The sequence below is a fragment of the Kitasatospora azatica KCTC 9699 genome, from assembly GCF_000744785.1.
Lineage (GTDB): Bacteria > Actinomycetota > Actinomycetes > Streptomycetales > Streptomycetaceae > Kitasatospora > Kitasatospora azatica.
The window spans coordinates 2,667,448-2,686,281 of the sequence record NZ_JQMO01000003.1 but is presented as its reverse complement, the minus strand read 5'-3'; the positions used below and the strand labels follow the sequence as shown (position 1 = coordinate 2,686,281).

Genomic DNA, 18,834 nt, shown 5'->3' with positions numbered 1-18,834 from the left:
GATGACCCTTTCGCTGTACGTGGAGACCGACCGCTGGCGGGCGCAGCAGCGCGCGCTGCTGGCCGAGTTCCCCGGCCTGGTCCCGGTGGCCAAGGGCAACGGCTACGGCCTGGGCAACCAGCGACTGGCCGAGGAGACGCAGCTGCTGGGGACCGGCCTGCTGGCGGTCGGCACCGCCGAGGAGGCCGCCGAGGTGCTGGCGAGCGGGTACCAGGGCGAGGTGCTGGTGCTGAGGCCGTACCGGATCGGCGAGCCGGACCCCGGGCTGCCGCAGGGCCGGGTGCTGCGGACGGTGGCCAGTCTGGAGGCGCTGCGCGCCCTGGCCGGGCAGCGCGTGGTGGTGGAGTGCATGACCAGCATGCGCCGGCACGGCATCGACCGGGCCGACCTGACGCGGCTGGCCGGGACCCGGACCGCCGCCGGACCCCACCGGGTGGCGGGCTTCGCGCTGCACCTGCCGCTGGACCGGCCGGACGGCTCGGACCCGGTGGCCGAGGTCGACGACTGGGTGCGGGCGGTCGGCGCGGTCGGCCTGCCCACCGGCACGGTCTTCCTGAGCCATCTGAGCGCGGCCGGGGTGGCCGAGCTGACCGAACGTCACCCGGGCACCGAGTTCCGCTCCCGGATCGGCACCCGGCTCTGGCTCGGCGACGTCGGCTCACTGCACGCCCGGTCCACCGTGCTGGACGTGACGGCGGTGCGCCGCGGTGACCGGTACGGCTACCGCCAGCACAAGGCGCCCTCCGACGGGCACCTGCTGGTGGTCTCCGGCGGCACCGCGCACGGCATCGGCCTGGAGGCGCCCAAGTACGTCCAGGGGCTGCTGCCGCGGCTCAAGGGGATCGCCCGGGCCGGGCTCGCCACGCTGAACCGGACGCTGTCGCCGTACCAGTGGAACGGGCGTCAGCTCTGGTTCGCCGAGCCGCCGCACATGCAGGTGAGCATCGTCTTCCTGCCCGCCGGCGGGAAGCCGCCGGCGGTGGGCGACGAGCTACCGGTCACCGTGCGGCACACCACGACGCACTTCGACCGCGTGGTGGACCGTCAGGCCGAGCCCTCGGCCATCGACTCGGCGGCCTCGGCCGCCGCGCCCGACTCGAGCGAGTCCACCGGCGCGCCCGGCGCGGCTGCCTCGGGGGCGATGGAATCCGCCGGGGGCTGATCCTCCGGAGTCAGCCAGTCCACGCCGTCCGCCGAGGAAGCCGAGGACTCCTGGGCCGCCGGGGCGAAGGCCGCGTAGCCGGCCTCCTCGCGCAGCCGGCGGGCCGAGCCGAGCACGAAGACGTCGGGGGCGAAGTCCAGCACCCCGCCGGACGGGTCGTCGCTGCCGTCCCAGCGCACCGGGTCGCGGTCCGGGCGCAGGATGTCGCGGACCACCACCGCGCACAGGTAGAGCGTGCCGACCAGGTGCAGCATCACCGCGAAGTGGTACCAGTCCTGCCCGATCCCGTGCTGCTTGCTGTCGCCGGTGTAGGCCAGGTAGGACCAGATGCCGAGGTAGTAGAGCACCTCGCAGGCCTGCCAGATCAGGAAGTCCCGCCAGCGCGGCCGGGCCAGCGCGGCGAGCGGGATCAGCCAGAGCACGTACTGCGGCGAGTAGACCTTGTTGGTGAGCACGAAGGCGGCCACCACCAGGAAGACCAGCTGGGCGTAGCGCGGGCGGCGCGGGGCGGACAGGGTCAGCCAGCCGACGGCCAGGCAGCTGGCGACCAGCAGCACGGCGATCCAGGTGTTGAGGCTGTCCAGGGCCTGGTTGCGGTCCTGCATCAGGATCATCCAGAAGGACCCGAAGTCCTCCTTGCGGGTCTGGCTGAAGGTGTAGAAGGTGGCCCAGCCGTCCCAGCTGGCGGCCATGATCGGGACGTTGACCAGCAGCCAGGCGCCGACCGCGCCGCCGGTGGCCTGCCAGAAGGCGCGCCAGCGGCCGGCCCGCCAGCAGAGCACCAGCAGCGGCCCGAGCAGCAGCAGCGGGTAGAGCTTGGCGGCGGTGGCCAGGCCGATGAAGACGCCGGCCAGCAGGGTGCGGCTGTTCGCCCAGTAGGCCATCGCGACGGCGGTCAGGGCGACCGCGAGCAGGTCCCAGTTGATGGTGGAGTTCAGGGCCAGCGCCGGGGCCAGCGCGAAGAGCAGCGCGTCCCAGGGGCGGCGGCGGTGGGTGCGGGTCAGCGCGATCACCGTGACCACCGCGCAGATCAGCAGCATCCCGGCGTTGACCATCCAGAACCACCGCTCGCGGTCCTGGATCACCCCGCCGGTGGGGGTCAGCCAGCCGGCGATCTGCATGAACAGGCCGGTCAGCACGGGGTACTCCAGGAACTTCATGTCCGGAGTGGGCTGCGGCAGCATGTCGAGGTACGGGTGCAGGCCCTGCGCCAGGCCGCGGGCGCTGTACAGGTGCGGGATGTCGCTGTAGCAGGCGTGGGTGTACTGGGTGGTGGCGCCGAAGAACCAGCCGCTGGTGTAGCAGGGCAGCTTCTGCACCAGGCCGAGCGCGTAGGTGAGCACGGTGGCCAGCGCCAGGAACCGGGCCGGGATCCACCAGGAGACGCCGAGCAGGGCGCGGCGTCCGGGCGGGCCGCCGATCAGCTCGCTGCCGGCCGCCGCGACCGGGTCCTCGTCCGCGGGAACGACGACGGTGTTGGGCAGCGGGCCTTCGGCGGTGGGCAGCGGCTCCTCGGCCTGGTCCACCGGGACGGCCTCGGCGGCGGTCTCGTCATGCGTACTCGACGTCATGGCGGACATACTGCCGCACGAGCGCTGCTCGGACGAGGACTGGTCCACACCAAGCCCTGAAAACACCGGCGGCCCCGCAGGAGTGCGGGGCCGCCGGGCTCGGGTCCTTCGTCGCTACGGTGTCGCCGCCGCCGTGCCGGCACCGGTGGGCGTCGCCGTCGAGCTGCCGCCCCCGCCACCGGGTTTGGTCTTGGTCGCGGTCGGTGTCGGCGTCCCGGACGGACAGTCGAACAGCGGGATGCAGCTCGATCCGGTGCTGCTGCCGCCGCCTGGCGTCTTGGTCGAGGTCGCCGGGGGGCTCGTGCAGTCCACGCCGGGCAGGCAGGTCTCCGGGCCGCCGCCCGGGCCCTTGGTGGTCGGCGCCTGGGTGGTCGGCGCCGCGGTCGGGGCCTGGGTGGTCGGCGCCGCGGTGGCCGAGGCGGAGTCGCTGGCCGAGGCCGAGGCCGACGGCGAGGCGGTGCTCGGCGCGCCCGAGGAGTCGACCTCGGTGTTCACCGCCTGCGGCGTCGGGAAGTCCGTCACCGGCATGCCGGCCACCGCGTTCTTCATGTAGCTGGCCCAGATCTCGGTCGGCAGGTCACCACCGTAGAAGGAGCTCTTGCCACCGGTCCCGATCAGTGAGAGCAGGCCGGGGTGGCTCGCGTCCTCACGGAACATGGTGACCGCGGTGGCCAACTGCGGCGTGTAGCCGTCGAACCAGGCCGAGGTGCCCTTGTCGGTGGTACCGGTCTTGCCGGCGACCGGGCGGCCGACGGCCTTGGCCTTGGTACCGGTACCGCTCTGCACCACGTCCTGCAGCACGCTGGTGATGTTGTCGGCGACCGCCTGGTCGAGCACCTGCTTCGGGGCCGCCTTGGTGAAGGAGGGCAGCGCCTTGCCGTTGAACTCGACCTTCGTCACCGGGTACATCGGGGCCTGCTGCCCGCGGGCGGCGAAGACCGAGTAGCCGGAGGCCATCTGGATCGCGCTCGGGGTGGAGGTACCGATCGCGAAGGCGGCGGTGCTCTGGTTCGAGGTCGGCATGGCCGACATGCTCAGACCCATCTGGTTGGCCAGCTTGGCCACGTTGGGTCCGCCGACGTCCTCGCCGAGCTGGACGAAGGGCACGTTGAAGGACTGGATCATGGCCTGGCGCAGGGTCACGTAGCCCTGCGGGCCGCTCTCGTCGTTCTTCTGCTTGAACGGCTTGCCGGTGGTGGTGTCGATGACCAGTGAGCCGTCCGGCTTGCGGATGGTGCTCAGGTCGTCGGCGTTGTAGCGGCTGTCCTCGTTGATCCGCATCGGCTTGCCGTCCGGACCGGTCTGGGTCAGCACGCCGTCCTGCATCGCGGTGGCCAGCACGTAGGGCTTGAAGGTCGAGCCGACCGGGACACCGGTGGTGTCCGCGTTGTTGCTGTACTGGCCCTTGTCGATGCCGGGACCGCCGTAGATGGCCACCAGCGCGCCGTCCCCGGGCACCACCGAGGCGGCGCCGACCTGGACGAAGTTGTCGTTGTTGGGGCGCTTGGCCGGATCCAGGTTCTTCTGGGCCATCTCGTCGACGGCCTTGGAGAGCATGTCCACCTTGTCCTTCTGCAGGGTGGTGTGGATCCGGTAGCCACCGTGCCCGAGGGCGGCCTCGGTGATCGACGGGTCCTTGCCCTCGATGTACTTGTTGACCGTGTCGACGATGTAGCCGACCTGGCCGTTCAGGTTGCTCGCGGGCTGCTGCTTGATCGGCTCGGGCAGACCCGCCTTGGTGCACTGGTCCATCTGGTCCTGGGTGATGGCCTTGATCTTGACCATCTTGCTCAGGATCCACTCCCACCGGCCGCTGGCCGGGTCGCTGGGGGTGCCGAACATCCGGGTGTGGTTGGCGGCGCTCAGCGAGGGGTCGTAGTAGCCCGCGCCCTTGAGCAGGCCGGCCAGCATCGCGCTCTGGCAGGGGTTCAGGTCCTTGGCCTCCACGCCGTAGTAGGCGTGCGCCGCTGCCTGGATGCCGTTGGAGTTGCGGCCGAACCAGCTGGTGTTGAGGTAGCCCTCCAGGATCGTGTCCTTGGACACCTGCTGGTTGAGCTTCAGCGTGATGAAGAACTCCTTGAGCTTGCGGGTGACCGTCTGGTCCTGGCTCAGGTAGGCGTTCTTCACGTACTGCTGGGTGATCGTCGACCCGCCCTGGGTGGCCTGGCCGGACGCCATGTTGTAGACGGCGCGGGCGATGCCCTTGGGGTCGATGCCGTTGTCGGAGCGGAAGGTCTCGTTCTCGGCGGCGATCACCGCGTCCTGCGCGGACTTGTTGATGTCGGCGATCTGGACGATCTGTCTGTTGGACTGGCCGGTGCGGGTCATCTCGCTGCCGTCGGCCCAGTAGTAGATGTTGTTCTGGGCCGGGGCGATGTCCTTGAGCTGCGGCACCGAGGTCATCGCGTAGGCGGTGCCGACCGCCGCCACGCCGCCGCCGAAGAAGAGCAGGAAGATCGTCAGCAGCTGCTTCCAGGACGGCAGCCACCGGCGCACGCCGCTCTTGCCCCAGCGCGGGTAGTCGATGAAGCGCTTCTTGCCCGGCGGCTTGGCGCCGTCGCCGCGCCCGCCCTTGCCGGGGCCCTTGCCGGCGCCACCGCCGTCGCCCTTGCGACCGCCCTTCTGAGCGGCCTTGCGCATCTCGGCCCGGGTCATCCGGGGCTGCTGAGCGGTCGCCCGACTGCCCGACTGCCCACCGGCCCGACGGGGCGTCGGGCGACCGGGGGTGTCGTACGACGGCGCGCCATCGGGCGGAGTGCCGTAGGCGTACGGGCGTTGGCCGCTCGGCGGGCCGGGCGGCTGCTCGCCGCCGCCCGAGTTGGGCGACCGGCGCCGGTGTTCGCTCATAGTCCAGTAACTCCTAGGCCAGGCGGGACGCCTGCTCAGCAGGATCTCCTTGCGATGCCCGCAACCGCCTTAGGCCCCTCTGGTCGGACACCAGAGGCTTCCGGCCGCATCCCCGGAGGTGGTCCTCGTGCACACGCGACAGCGTACGCAGTGCGAATGAGGGAAATTTCCGGCAAACAGCATCAAATGCCGCGAAACACCAGCAGATCATTACATGCCCGTTGCCAAGAACCCCCGAGTTGGCCTTGACCTCGCGCGCGGACCGGTGCCTCGCGCCCCTGTGCGACGACTCTGCGGACGCTTGTGATCACATTCACCCGTGCCCCCCTTGCCCCAATCGTGACCTCGGCCTATCGTTCTCGATATATCGAGTCGATACATCGAAGCGGCATAAGAAGGGTGGGCAGTGTGAGCAGGCGCTCAGGAGTGCTGGAGTTCGCCGTCCTCGGCCTTCTGCATGACGCTCCGATGCACGGCTACGAGCTGCGCAAGCGACTGAACATCCTGCTCGGCTCGTTCCGCGCCTTCTCCTACGGCACGCTCTACCCCTGCCTGAAGAACCTGGTCGCCCAGGGCTTCCTGGTGGAGGACAACCCCGACACCGAGTACGTCCCGGCCACCGCGCTGAACGGCAAGCGGTCGAAGATCGTCTACCGGCTCTCCCCGGAGGGCAAGGAGCGCTTCGAGGAGTTGCTCGCCGACTCCGGTCCGGACGCCTGGGAGGACGAGCACTTCGGTGTGCACTTCGCCTTCTTCGGTCAGACCGACCGGGCGGTGCGGATGCGCGTACTGGAGGGTCGGCGCAGCCGGCTGGAGGAGCGGCTGGAGCGGATGCGCTCGTCGATCGCCCGCACCCGCGAGCGGTTCGACGACTACACGCTCGAGCTGCAGCGACACGGTCTCGAGTCGGTGGAGCGCGAGGTCCGCTGGCTCAACGAACTGATCGAGACCGAGCGGGCCAACCGGAGCGGACGCACCGTACCGGGCGGGCCCGCGACACCACAGTCTTCGGACGGCCGTGGCCGCGAGGACGGATCCCCAGATCCGCCCCAGCCACCGCACGACCGCCCGGGGCGCTCCGCCTAGGAGTGCCACCGCCGCGTCCGGCTCTGCCACGCGACGGGAAATGGGCGTGAGTGCGCGCCCGTCAGACAGTCAGATCCAGATGAAATGCAGGACGAGGACCGCCGGTCTCCGGCGGACCTCACGAGATACAGGGAGCAACCGGAATGGGTTCGGTTCGCGTAGCCATCGTGGGCGTCGGCAACTGCGCCGCGTCGCTGGTGCAGGGTGTCGAGTTCTACAAGGACGCCGACCCGGCCGGTAAGGTCCCCGGCCTGATGCACGTCCAGTTCGGCGAGTACCACGTCAAGGACGTCGAGTTCGTCGCGGCGTTCGACGTCGACGCCAAGAAGGTCGGCTTCGACCTGGCCGACGCCATCGGCGCCAGCGAGAACAACACCATCAAGATCTGCGACGTGCCGCCGACCGGCGTCACCGTGCAGCGGGGTCACACCCTGGACGGCCTCGGCAAGTACTACCTCGAGACCATCGAGCAGTCCGCCGAGGAGCCGGTCGACGTCGTGCAGGTCCTCAAGGACCGCCAGGTCGACGTGCTCGTCTGCTACCTGCCCGTCGGCTCCGAGGACGCGGCGAAGTTCTACGCCCAGTGCGCCATCGACGCCAAGGTCGCCTTCGTGAACGCCCTGCCGGTGTTCATCGCGGGCACCAAGGAGTGGGCGGACAAGTTCACCGAGGCCGGCGTGCCGATCGTCGGTGACGACATCAAGTCCCAGGTGGGCGCCACCATCACGCACCGCGTGATGGCGAAGCTCTTCGAGGACCGCGGTGTCCTGCTCGAGCGCACCATGCAGCTGAACGTCGGCGGCAACATGGACTTCAAGAACATGCTCGAGCGTGACCGCCTGGAGTCCAAGAAGATCTCCAAGACCCAGGCCGTCACCTCGCAGGTCCGCGACCGCGAGCTGGGTTCGAAGAACGTGCACATCGGCCCGTCCGACTACGTCGCCTGGCTCGACGACCGCAAGTGGGCGTACGTCCGCCTCGAGGGTCGCGCGTTCGGCAACGTCCCGCTGAACCTGGAGTACAAGCTCGAGGTCTGGGACTCCCCGAACTCGGCCGGCGTGATCATCGACGCGGTGCGCGCGGCGAAGATCGCCAAGGACCGCGGCATCGGTGGCCCGATCCTGTCGGCGTCCTCGTACTTCATGAAGTCCCCGCCGGTGCAGTACTTCGACGACGAGGCCCGGGAGAACGTCGAGAAGTTCATCCGCGGCGAGGTCGAGCGCTGAGCGTAGCGCCGCATCGATCAGCTGCTCCGCAGCGGGTCGCGACTTTTCAGAGCGAGCGCTGATCCGCTCTTCTGACACGCAGTGAGTGACGATGGCCGATGTTTCACGTGAAACATCGGCCATCGTCATGACACCCTGGGCGGGTGGCGATCACCCGACGGCCGGCTTCGGCCCCCAGCAGCCCTGACACCGGTCGCACCACCCTCGGCGCGCTGCTACGCACCCGGGACTTCCGCCGGCTGCTGAGCGCCCGACTGCTCTCCCAGCTCTCCGACGGGGTCTTCCAGGTCTCACTGGCCTCGTACGTGATCTTCTCCCCGGAGCGCCAGTCCACCCCCTCCGACATCGCCTCGATGCTCGCGGTGCTGCTGCTGCCGTTCTCCGTGGTCGGTCCGTTCGCCGGCGTGCTGCTCGACCGCTGGCGCCGCCGCGAGGTCCTCTACCTGGGCAACCTGGCCCGCTTCGGCCTCGGCCTGGTCACCGCCGGGCTGCTGCTCGGCCAAGCTCCCGAGTGGCTCTTCTTCGCCGCCGCGCTGCTGGTCACCGCGCTCAACCGGTTCATCCTGGCGGGCCTGTCCGCTGCCCTCCCCCGGGTGGTCGCACCGGGCCAGCTGGTCACCGCGAACGCCCTCTCCCCCACCGCCGGCACGGTCGCGGCCGCCTGCGGTGGTGGCATCGGCTTCCTCTTCCACCAGATACTGCCGCCCGGGCCGCAGGCCGACGCCGCGCTGGTCACGCTGGCCGCCGCGCTCTACCTGGCCGCCGCGCTGGCCGCACACCGGATGGACCCCGAGCTGCTGGGCCCCGAGCACCACCCCGACCGACCCGACCTGCGCGCCGCCCTCGGCCAGGCCGGCCGGGCCCTCGCCGACGGCATGCGGCACCTGGTCCGGCAGAGCAGGCCGGCCGTGCACGCGCTGGCCGCCGTCACCGCCGCACGGTTCTGCTACGGGGTGCTGATCGTCACGGTGCTGATGCTCTCCCGGTACACCTTCAACGAGGCCTCCGACGCCCAGGGCGGGCTGGCCACCCTCGGCACCGCGCTGGCCTTCTCGGCGCTCGGCTTCTTCCTGGCCGCGGTGGTCAGCCCCTGGTTCACCCGCCGGCTCGGCCTGACCGGCTGGATGGTCGCCTGCCTCGGCTCGGCCGCGCTCTTCGTCCCCGCACTCGGCCTCTTCTTCACCACCGGGCCGGTGATGGCCGCCGCACTGCTGCTCGGGGTGGTCACCCAGGCCACCAAGATCTGCGCCGACACGATCGTGCAGAACTCGGTGGAGGACGACTACCGGGGACGCGTCTTCGCCCTCTACGACGTGCTCTTCAACGTCGCCTTCGTGGCCGCGGCCGCCGTCACCGCGCTGGTCCTGCCGCTCCACGGGCGCTCGGTACCCGTGGTGCTCGGAGTGGCGGTGGTCTACGCCCTGAGCGCCGCCCTCTACGCCCGCGCGGCGCGCCGCCACCCCGATCATCAGGTCAGCTGAAGTCGTCCATCAGCTCCTCGTCCACGCCCTCGTCGATGGCCCGGAGCAGCCGCAGTCGGCGCCGGGCCGCCGTCCGCTGGTCGTCGTCCAGCACCACCCGCTCCAGCCGGTCGACCCGGTCGACCACCGCGTCGAGCTTGCGGCTGTTGTGGCCGACCTCCTCGACGATCACGTTCAGCAGCGGCACCACGGAGGTGGCGATCACGCCCCGCACCACCGCCTCCGCGACCCGGGCCACCGCGGCGTCCACACTCCCCGCTGGCGCGCCCACAGGGTTGTCCACAGGGGGCACTCCGCGGTTGTCCACAGGCCGGTGACGGGCCCGCTCCTCGACGTCCAGCAGGTGGCACCGCACCTGACGTGCGGTTTCGCTGTCGCGCAGCAGCATCGCGACGTTGAGCACGGTCCGCCGCGTGAAGAGCGCGAGGGAACGGGCGCGGGACTGGATCCCACTGAGCTCCTTGAAGGAGCTCAGTCGCCCACCGGTCAGCACGGTGTACCCGTTGGACCCCAGCTCGGCGCCGTGGTCGAGCACCACCGAGCGGATCGTCTTGAGGCTCACCTCGAAGTACGCCGCCACCCCCTCGGTGGTCACGTGCACCCCGTCGGGCATCAGGCTCAGCGCCCGCACCCGGTTCAGCACCTCGACCCGGTCGCAGACCCGGGCTCGCATGGTCGGGGACTCCAACAGCACTGCGTCGACGGACATCGCCATCACGCTCCTTTCGAGGAGGAGACGGTCTCCTCACTCGACCAGAGCAACGGCACGCTGATCGGCCAGTCACATGAACTGGTAGGTAGCCATACCTTCGAGCGAAAGTTCTAAAGTGCCTCAGGCCACTTTGGGATCTTGAAACTCGGGGCTCCTCCGGGCTTCACTCCCCTTGCTCCCCCGCCCACCACTCCTTCAGCGCCGCCACCGCCGCCTCGTGCTCCATCGGGCCGTGCTCGAGGCGCAGCTCCAGCAGGTGCTTGTAGGCCTTGCCCACCTCGGGGCCCGGCTTGAGGCCGAGCAGCTCCATGATCTGGTTGCCGTCCAGCGCGGGGCGGATCGCGTCCAGCTCCTCCTGCTCCTTGAGCTGGGCGATCCGGTCCTCAAGGCCGTCGTAGGTGCGCGAGAGGGTGGCGGCCTTCTTCTTGTTGCGGGTGGTGCAGTCCGAGCGGGTCAGCTTGTGCAGGCGTTCGAGCAGCGGGCCGGCGTCGGTGACGTAGCGGCGCACCGCGGAGTCGGTCCACTCCCCGCCACCGTAGCCGTGGAAGCGCAGGTGCAGCTCGACCAGTCGCGAGACGTCGTCGATCAGTTCCTTGGAGTACTTCAGCTCCCGCATCCGCTTGCGGGTCATCTTGGCGCCGACCATCTCGTGGTGGTGGAAGGAGACCCGGCCGTCCGACTCGAAGCGACGGGTGCGCGGCTTCCCGATGTCGTGCAGCAGCGCGGCCAGCCGCAGCGTCAGGTCGGGGCCGTCCTGCTCCAGGTCGATCGCCTGCTCCAGCACGGTCAGCGAGTGCTCGTAGACGTCCTTGTGCCGGTGGTGCTCGTCCTCGGTCAGCCGCAGCGCCGGGAGCTCCGGCAGCACGTACTCGGCCAGGCCGGTGTCGACCAGCAACCGCAGGCCCTTGACCGGGTGCTGGGAGATCAGCAGCTTGTTGAGCTCGGCCTGGACCCGCTCGGCGGAGACGATGGTGATCCGCTCGGCCATCGCGGTCATGGCCGCGACCACCTCGGGGGCCGGGGTGAAGTCCAGCTGGGCGGCGAACCGGGCGGCCCGCATCATCCGCAGCGGGTCGTCGGAGAAGGACTCCTCGGGGGTCGCGGGGGTGCGCAGCAGCCGCGCCTCGAGGTCCTCCAGTCCGTGGTGCGGGTCGATGAACCCGCGCCCGGGCAGGTCGACGGCCATCGCGTTGACCGTGAAGTCGCGGCGGACCAGGTCCTGCTCGATGGTGTCGCCGTAGGTCACCTCGGGCTTGCGCGAGCTGCGGTCGTAGGCCTCGGAGCGGTAGGTGGTGATCTCGATCAGGAAGCTGCCGTCCGCGGTGTCCTTGCGCGCGCCCACCGTGCCGAAGGCGATGCCGACGTCCCAGACGGCGTCCGCCCAGCCCTTGACCAGCTTGAGCACCTGCTTGGGCCGGGCGTCGGTGGTGAAGTCCAGGTCGTTGCCGAGCCGGCCGAGCAGCGCGTCCCGCACCGAGCCGCCGACCAGGGCCAGCCGGAAGCCGGCCTCCTGGAACCGCCGGGCGATCTCGTCCGCCACCGGGGAGACCCGGAGCAGCTCCTGCAGGCCCAGCGTCTGGGCCTCGCTCAGGCCTGGCAGAGCGGTGCTGGCGGTGGCGGAGGGGCTGGCTGCGGCGGCGGACTCATTGACGTTGGACACGGCACACAAGCCTACGTGGCCGCGCAGGTCCACCGCCCCCGGCTTTTCGGCGGCCGGCGCGCCCGTGGCCACCGGCTCTTTCCCCAGGCCCGCAACACTGCGGACCGGGCAACGTCGTTACCATGCCGGTTGGGGAAACCGCGCGCACGGCGCGACGCGTCGTCACCGACAGCGCGGACCAACCGCACGACCCGACAACATCCGACCAGCAGCGACCGCTGACCAGAACGGCGAGGACGAAGCGCGTGGGCGAGCCAGCACGGCACACCGAGGTTCCCCACCGGTCATGCCCGGTCGCACCGCGGCCGGGCCGGACCCGGCGGCTCTCGGTGCTGATCGCGAGCACCCTGGCGCTGCTCGGCGTGACCACCGTCGCCCCGCAGGCGACCGCCGCACCCGGCTTCGCCGCCGTCTCGCCCGACTTCCCGGTCGCGATCACCATCAACTCGGTGAAGCCCGCCGCGCCGGGCTCGGGCGACAGCCTGCAGGTCTCCGGCACGGTGACCAACACCGGCGCGGCCGCGCTCAAGGGCGCCAGCGTGGACCTGTCGCTGGGCCGCTACAGGCAGCCGCTGCCGACCCGCAGCGAGATCGCCGACCGGCTGGCCAAGACCGACCCGACCAGCGCCGACGGCACGCCGCTGAGTGCCCCGGTGAGCCAGCTGGGCGATCTGGCCGCCGGCGCCAGCCAGCCGTTCAGTCTGCCCGCGGTGCCGATGAGCGAGCTGAAGCTGGAGAAGAACGGCGTCTACGAACTGGCCGTGGAGGTGTCGGCCGGCACCCCCGACGAGGAGACGGCCCACCCGGTCGGCATCGCCCGCACCCTGCTGCCGTACTTCGGTGACGCCAACGGGGTGAAGCCGACCAAGGTCGCCACCCTCTGGCCGCTCACCCATGCGCCCGAGCTGGTCGCCCAGACCGGGCCGGAGTCGGAGCAGACCCCGGTGCTGCGGGACGACAGCCTGGCGGCGGAGCTGGCGACCACCGGACGGCTCGGCGCGCTGGTCGACCTCGGATCGAAGATGCAGTCGCTGACCTGGGTGATCGACCCGGACCTGCTGGACGCCGTGTTCGCGATGACCAAGCAGTACCGGGTGCAGGTGCCGGGGCACGGCGGCGATCCGGTCCGGGACGGCAACACCGTCGCCGGGACCAACCAGGCCGTGGCCACCGCCTGGCTGAACAAGCTGCGTCAGGCGGTCACCGCGAACGGTGCCGAGGTGGTCGCGCTGCCCTACGCCGACCCCGACCTGGCCTCGATCGCCCACAACGGCAACGGTGTGGCCGGACTGGACACCGCGCTCGGCAAGGCCCGCCAGGCCGGCCGGCTGACCGTCGAGGGCCGGCTCTCGGTGGACGTCAAGGACAACACCGCCTGGCCCTACCAGGGGTACCTGGACCAGCAGACCGCGCAGGTCACCCAGCAGCTCGGCGCCGGCCAGATCCTGGTGAACAGCGCCTCCGTGCCCGACCAGCCGAGCCTGAACTACACCCCGAACGCGGCCCGCCGGCTCGCCGACGGCCAGACCGCGGTGGTCGCCGACGGCACCATCGCGAGCCTGCTGCAGTCCGACCTGACCACCGACGACTCCCGCGCCCAGGCCCAGCAGCGGCTGCTGGCCGAGACCCTGGCGGTCACCCTGCAGAAGCCCGCACAGCAGCGGACCCTGCTGGTGATGCCGCCGCGCTCGCTGACCGCCGCCACCGCGGGGGTGCTGCAGAGTTCGCTGGCGCAGGCCGGCAAGTGGATCGAGCCGGCCACCTTGGACACCGTGGCCGGCACCCCGGCCGACCCGCTGGCCGGTACCGCGATCGCCGGCGCCGAGGCCTACCCGTCGGACCTGCGCGGTTCCGAGCTGCCGCAGGACACCTTCAGCACCGTCGCGGGGATGCAGAAGGACGTGGACCTGATGCTGCGGATCCTGACCCTGCCGGCGCGGGTGAGCAGCCCGTTCAGCGCCGCCCTGGCGCGGTCCGTCTCGACCGAGTGGCGCGGCAACCAGGCGGCCGGCGCCACGTATCTGCGCAACGCCCGCTCCTACCTGAACCAGCTGATGGGCGCCGTCAACATTCCGGCCAAGAGCCACAAGATCACGCTCGCCGGCGACTCCGGGCTGATCCAGGTCAGCGTCCGCAACGACCTGACCCAGCCGGTGATCAACCTGGAGCTGCAGCTGAGCTCCGCGCAGCCGAACCGGCTGCGGGTGACCACCCGGCACCCGATCGACCAGCTGGCCGCGGGGCAGAGCGCCTCGCCCCGGTTCCAGGCCCAGGCGGTGGGCAACGGCCCGGTGCAGATGACCGCCCAGCTGTACACGGTCGGTCCGGACCCGCAGAAGTACGGGGACCCGGTGGTTTTCGTGGTCGAGGTCAGCCAGGTGCCCAGCGGCGTCTGGTGGGTGGTCGGCGCCGGCGGTCTGCTGGTGCTGGCGGCCGGTCTGCGGATCTTCCTGCACCGCCGCAAGCGCGCCGGTGAGCCGCCGGAGGACCCGGACGCGCCGCTGGTCGACCCGGACGCCGCAGCGGCCGAGCCCGAGGCCGAGCCCGCAACCGACATCCGGCCGAAGGCCCCGGACCAGCGGGAGACGGATCTGACGGGCGCGGCCGGCGAGGCGGCGGCGCACCCGTAGGGCACGGCGTCGAAAGCCGGGATCGGGTCCGGGGTGATGAGACAGTAGGTCTCTACGAGGGCCGACCCCGGACAGCGATGAGGTGGCATGAGCGAGCGCGGCGGCAACGAACCTGCGACCGAGGAACCCGACTGGTACCTCACCGACACCTACGCGCGGGATCCGTTCGCCGCCGACCCGTACGCCCCGGCGGCCGGGCCCGGTCCGTACGTCAAGGAGCCGGCCGCCGGACCGGCCACGGTCGTGGAACCGGAGCCCGCACCGGCCGCGGAGCCGGAGGCCGCAGCGGCCCTGGTCGACGCCGGCCGGCCGCTGCCGGGCCGCCCGCGCGAAGCAGCCGAGCCGCTGGACGAGCCGGTGGTCCCGGCCTCCCGCTGGGCGCGCGCGGCCGCCAACGCGCTGGCCGCCGCCTCGGTCGCCGACCCGCCCGCCGCAACCGTCCCCACCGACTCGGCCGTCGAGCCCGAGCCCGAGCCCGACTCGCCCCAGCCCGCCGAGCCCGCCGAGGCCACCGACTACGTGGGCGTGGACGCGCTGCTCGGCCCAGCCGCCGGCGTGGTGGCCACCGAGTCCGGCAAGCCCTTCGTTCCGGTGATCGAGTTCGACCCGCCGCTCAGCGCCGAGGAGAGCGGCCTGCGGGCGGCTCCGGCCAACCCGCCGACGCCGCCCGCGGAGCCCCCGGGCGGCCCTGCGGCCGACTTCCCGGACGCCGAGCTGCCCGAGGACCCCGAGGCACCCGCCAGAGAGCCCTCCGCCGCCGCCAAGGTCGTCGGTCTGCTCAACTCCAGCGCCGTCATGGCCGCCGGCACCCTGGTCTCCCGCGGCACCGGCTTCCTGCGCACCATGGTGATCGCCGCCGCGATCGGCGTCGGCACCATGGGCGACTCCTACTCGGCCGCCAACACCCTGCCGACCCTGCTCTATATCCTGATCGGCGGCGGCGCGCTGAACGCCGTCTTCGTGCCGCAGCTGGTGCGCAGCATGAAGCAGGACGAGGACGGCGGCACCGCCTACGCCAACCGCCTGCTCACCCTGGTCATGGTGGGTCTGGCCGGGGTCGCCTTCGTGGCGGTGCTGGCCGCGCCGCTGCTGGTCCAGCTGATCTCGCACTCGCTGATGGCCAACCCGACCAGCGCCGACACCACGGTGGCGCTGGCCCGCTACTGCCTGCCGACCATCTTCTTCATGGGCGTCCATGTGGTGATGGGTCAGATTCTCAACGCCCGTGGCCGGTTCGGCGCGATGATGTGGACCCCGGTCCTCAACAACGTCGTGGTGATCTTCACCTTCGGGATGTACCTCTGGGTCTTCGGCGCCTTCCAGGACAGTCGGGTCACCCCCGAGACCGTCTCGTCGGAGGGCCTGCGGCTGCTCGGCGTCGGCACGCTGCTCGGTCTGGCGGTGCAGGCGCTGGCGATGATCCCCTACCTGCGGGCGGCCGGCTTCCACTTCAAGCCGCGCTTCGACTGGCGCGGGCACGGCCTGGGCAAGGCCGCCCGGCTGGCCAAGTGGACCTTCCTCTTCGTGCTCGCCAACCAGGCCGGCTACCTGGTGGTCACTCAGCTGGCCACCGCCGCCGGCAGCGACGCCGCGGCCGGCGGCTACCTCGGGGTGGGCCTGGCGGCGTACTCCAACGCGCTGCTGATCTGGCAGCTGCCGATGGCCGTGATCACCGTCTCGGTGATGAGCGCGGTGCTGCCCCGGCTGTCCCGTTCGGCGGCCGACGGGGACGCCGGAGCGGTGCGCGACGACCTCTCGTACGGACTGCGCACCTCGGCGGTGGCGATCGTGCCGGCCGCCTTCCTGTTCCTGGCGCTCGGCCCGCAGATCGGCGGTGCCATCTACGGCCTGGGCAACGGCGGCAGCGTCGCGCACGGCACCACGGCGGTCGGCTACATGCTCTCCGCCTTCGCCCTGGGCCTGATCCCCTACTCGGTGCAGTACGTCCTGCTGCGCGGCTTCTACGCCTACGAGGACACCCGCACGCCGTTCTCCAACACGGTCTGGGTGGCCGCCACCCAGGCCGGCACCGCGCTGCTCTGCTACCTGGCGCTGCCGGCCCAGTGGGCGGTCACCGGGATGGCGCTGGGCTACGGCGCCGCGTACGCGGTGGGCGTGGCGGTCGCGCTGCCCAAGCTGAAGCAGCGGATCGGCGGTCTGGACACCGCCCGGATCGCCAAGACCTACGTCCGGCTGGCGATCGCCTGCCTGCCGGCCGCGCTGGCCGGGTTCCTGCTCGCGCTGGCGCTGACCGGTCTGCTCAGCGGCTGGCTGGGCAGCGTGATCACGGTGCTGCTCGCGGGGGCGGTGCAGCTGGCGGTGTTCACGGTGCTCGCCAAGCGGATGCGGATCGAGGAGTTGAACGCGATGATCGGGATGGTCCGCGGCCGACTGGGACGCTGACCAACCATCAGTTTGTCCACCTACTGAGCAATTCGGGCTTGGCGGGAACCGGATGGCCCCGTCCGCGGTCGTACTCGGGCGGGAAGAGTGGGCACAATTGTCTCGAACGACTTGGGTCCGCGGACAGGGGAGGCAGGACGACGGTGGCTGATCGCACCAAGGATCGCACCAAGGCAGCTGTCGAGATGTCAGCGGCCGAGGCGACGGGCGAGATCACCGCACCGCTGTCCGCCGCCGAGATCGCCGCCGAACTGGCCGAAGTTCCCGCCGAGAAAGCCGAGAACGCCGAGCCCGTTGAATCCGCCGAGCCGGACGCAGAAGCCGACTCCGAGCTCCCTGAGGACGCAGCGGACTCAGAAGACGCCGAGGCCGCCGAGGATTCAGAAGCCGCCGAAGACGCCGAGCAGGCCGAGGACTCGGAAGAAGCCGAGGACACCGAGGACGGGCTCCCCGAGCACCTCCCGGTGCCCACCCGGCACAGCGGCGACCGGATCGCCGGCCGCTACCGGCTGGAGGAGTGCATCTCCCGCACGTCCGTCTTCAGCAGTTGGCGCGCCGTGGACGAGAAGCTGCGCCGGGCCGTCGGCGTCCACCTGCTCGCGGCCGGCAGCGCCCGCGCCGAGGGCGTGCTGGCCGCCGCCCGCTCGGCCGCGCTGCTCGGCGACCCGCGCTTCGTGCAGGTGCTGGACGCGGTCCAGGAGGGCGAGCTGGTCTATGTGATCCGGGAGTGGCTGCCGGACGCCACCGACCTGGCCACCCTGCTCGCCCCGGGCCCGATGGAGCCCTACGACGCCTACCAGATGGTCCGTCAGGTCACCGAGGCGATCGCCACCGCACACCGCGGCGGGCGCTCCCACCTGCGGCTGACCCCGCGCTGTGTGCTGCGCACGGACACCGGCCAGTACCGGATCAACGGGGTGGCCGTGGACGCCGCACTACGCGGCATTCCCGCGCAGCCGGAGACCACCGGGGCAGCCGCCGCCGAGCTGGCCGACACCCGCGCCATCGGCACCCTGCTGTACGCCGCGCTGACCCATCGCTGGCCGCACCCCGAGGACCGCTACGACCTGAAGGGCCTGCCCAAGGACCTCGGCCTGGTGGCCCCCGACCAGGTCCGGGCCGGCGTCCACCGGGGTATGGCCGAGCTGGCCGCGCGGACCCTCTGCGACCCGCCGCCGCGCCACCTGAGCCCGATCACCAGCCCGGCCGCGCTGGCCAAGGAGATCGCGCTGCTGCCGCGGATCCGCCAGTCAGAGACCGACCAGGGCGCGAGCGACCGCTACCCCGCCCCCGGCCAGACCGTCGGCCGGTCGCCCCGGCCGGCACTGGCCCGCACCGAGGTGCTGCGCCCGGTCCACCCCGGCCCGGCCGGCTATCCGCACCCGACCAGCACCCAGCCGACCCCGTCCAGGCCGCGCCCGGGCCGCCGCCGGATGGCCAGGAAACTGCTGAACTGGACCGTCTCAGCGGTGCTGCTGGCCGCGATCGGCTACGGCTCCTGGCAGCTGGCCGGCCGGCTCGGCACCAACGGCGACCCCAAGACGCTGGGCGCCTCCGGCCCGGGCCTGCCGCCCAGCGCCACCGCCTCCACCACCGCCCCGACCCCGCTGCAGCTCACCGGCGTCACCTCGTTCAACCCCTTCGGCGACCACCCGATGCACACCGAGCTGCTCCCGAACACCCACGACAACGACCCCAATACGGCCTGGCAGACCGACGGCTACTTCGACGACCTGCCGACCCTCGGCCACGGCACCGGTCTGCTGGTCGACCTCGGCTCGACCAAGCAGGTCAGCTCGATCGCGGTGCAGTTCGTCGGCTCCACCGCCGCCGAACTGCGGGTGCCCGGCGCCGCCGGCGACACCGAGCCGACCAAGTTCGACGACTTCGGCCAGCCGGTGGCCAAGGCCGGTGCCGACGGGCAGTTCCAGCTCGGCTCCCCGGTCCGTACCCGCTACCTCTTGATCTGGCTGACCAGCCTCCCCAAGGATGGGACCGGTAGATACCGCGGCCAGGTGGCCGAGATCAAGGTGACCGGCTGACCCTGCCGGACCGG

At 71.4% G+C, this 18,834-nt stretch carries 11 protein-coding genes; 7 read left to right on the top strand and 4 right to left on the bottom strand.

All coding sequences use genetic code 11. From position 1 onward, the window contains the following. The first annotated feature begins 1 nt into the window (after position 1). Positions 2-1,162 (top strand): alanine racemase, encoded by a 1,161-nt coding sequence (locus tag BR98_RS22625; protein ID WP_083976847.1) that lies wholly within the window; start codon positions 2-4, stop codon positions 1,160-1,162. Here BR98_RS22625 and BR98_RS22620 read toward each other — a convergent pair. Continuing rightward, positions 1,045-2,733 carry a glycosyltransferase family 87 protein gene (locus BR98_RS22620; RefSeq protein WP_083977570.1) on the bottom strand — a complete coding sequence of 563 codons (1,689 nt, stop codon included), beginning with the start codon at positions 2,731-2,733 and terminating at the stop codon, positions 1,045-1,047. The two genes, BR98_RS22625 and BR98_RS22620, sit on opposite strands and share 118 nt — an antisense overlap. 114 nt (positions 2,734-2,847) lie before the next feature. Next, entirely contained in the window at positions 2,848-5,580 is a 2,733-nt protein-coding gene (locus BR98_RS22615; protein WP_232247489.1) for a transglycosylase domain-containing protein, read from the bottom strand. A 408-nt stretch (positions 5,581-5,988) separates the two neighbouring features. On the opposite strand from BR98_RS22615, the gene BR98_RS22610 reads away from it, so the two are divergent. The 3 genes from BR98_RS22610 (at position 5,989) to BR98_RS22600 (ending at position 9,373) form a co-directional block, all read left to right on the top strand. Next, complete coding sequence (locus BR98_RS22610; RefSeq protein ID WP_035847228.1) at positions 5,989-6,666, top strand: PadR family transcriptional regulator; 678 nt, start codon at positions 5,989-5,991, stop codon at positions 6,664-6,666. A gap of 143 nt (positions 6,667-6,809) precedes the next feature. Then, the gene (locus BR98_RS22605; protein WP_035847227.1) at positions 6,810-7,892 is read left to right on the top strand and encodes an inositol-3-phosphate synthase; all 1,083 of its coding nucleotides are present in this window, start codon (positions 6,810-6,812) and stop codon (positions 7,890-7,892) included. Between the two features lie 143 nt (positions 7,893-8,035). Then, the gene (locus BR98_RS22600) at positions 8,036-9,373 is read left to right on the top strand and encodes an MFS transporter (RefSeq protein WP_407639486.1); all 1,338 of its coding nucleotides are present in this window, start codon (positions 8,036-8,038) and stop codon (positions 9,371-9,373) included. Here BR98_RS22600 and BR98_RS22595 read toward each other — a convergent pair. Continuing rightward, positions 9,366-10,082, bottom strand: a complete 717-nt coding sequence (locus BR98_RS22595; protein ID WP_063774933.1) for a hypothetical protein — start codon at positions 10,080-10,082, stop codon at positions 9,366-9,368. The two genes, BR98_RS22600 and BR98_RS22595, sit on opposite strands and share 8 nt — an antisense overlap. 166 nt (positions 10,083-10,248) lie before the next feature. Next, a complete protein-coding gene (locus BR98_RS22590) occupies positions 10,249-11,685 on the bottom strand; it encodes a CCA tRNA nucleotidyltransferase (RefSeq protein ID WP_035853446.1) in 1,437 nt (478 codons plus the stop codon). Between the two features lie 305 nt (positions 11,686-11,990). On the opposite strand from BR98_RS22590, the gene BR98_RS22585 reads away from it, so the two are divergent. From BR98_RS22585 to BR98_RS22575, 3 genes are all read left to right on the top strand, one after another. Continuing rightward, positions 11,991-14,375: a DUF6049 family protein gene (locus BR98_RS22585; RefSeq protein ID WP_157537888.1), complete on the top strand. Its 2,385-nt coding sequence runs from the start codon at positions 11,991-11,993 to the stop codon at positions 14,373-14,375. Positions 14,376-14,462: 87 nt separating this feature from the next. Next, complete coding sequence (murJ, locus tag BR98_RS22580) at positions 14,463-16,778, top strand: murein biosynthesis integral membrane protein MurJ (RefSeq protein ID WP_198042269.1); 2,316 nt, start codon at positions 14,463-14,465, stop codon at positions 16,776-16,778. Positions 16,779-16,921: 143 nt separating this feature from the next. Then, the gene (locus tag BR98_RS22575; RefSeq protein WP_157537887.1) at positions 16,922-18,820 is read left to right on the top strand and encodes a protein kinase family protein; all 1,899 of its coding nucleotides are present in this window, start codon (positions 16,922-16,924) and stop codon (positions 18,818-18,820) included. Positions 18,821-18,834 lie beyond the last annotated feature (14 nt).

Excerpts from the sequence above, each read along its gene's own strand:
- BR98_RS22595 (WP_063774933.1), bottom strand. The coding sequence starts at position 10,082 with ATGTCCGTCGACGCAGTGCTGTTGGAGTCCCCGACCATGCGAGCCCGG.
- BR98_RS22620 (WP_083977570.1), bottom strand. The coding sequence starts at position 2,733 with ATGACGTCGAGTACGCATGACGAGACCGCCGCCGAGGCCGTCCCGGTG.
- BR98_RS22605 (WP_035847227.1), top strand. The coding sequence starts at position 6,810 with ATGGGTTCGGTTCGCGTAGCCATCGTGGGCGTCGGCAACTGCGCCGCG.
- BR98_RS22625 (WP_083976847.1), top strand. The coding sequence starts at position 2 with ATGACCCTTTCGCTGTACGTGGAGACCGACCGCTGGCGGGCGCAGCAG.
- BR98_RS22615 (WP_232247489.1), bottom strand. The coding sequence starts at position 5,580 with ATGAGCGAACACCGGCGCCGGTCGCCCAACTCGGGCGGCGGCGAGCAG.
- murJ (WP_198042269.1), top strand. The coding sequence starts at position 14,463 with ATGAGCGAGCGCGGCGGCAACGAACCTGCGACCGAGGAACCCGACTGG.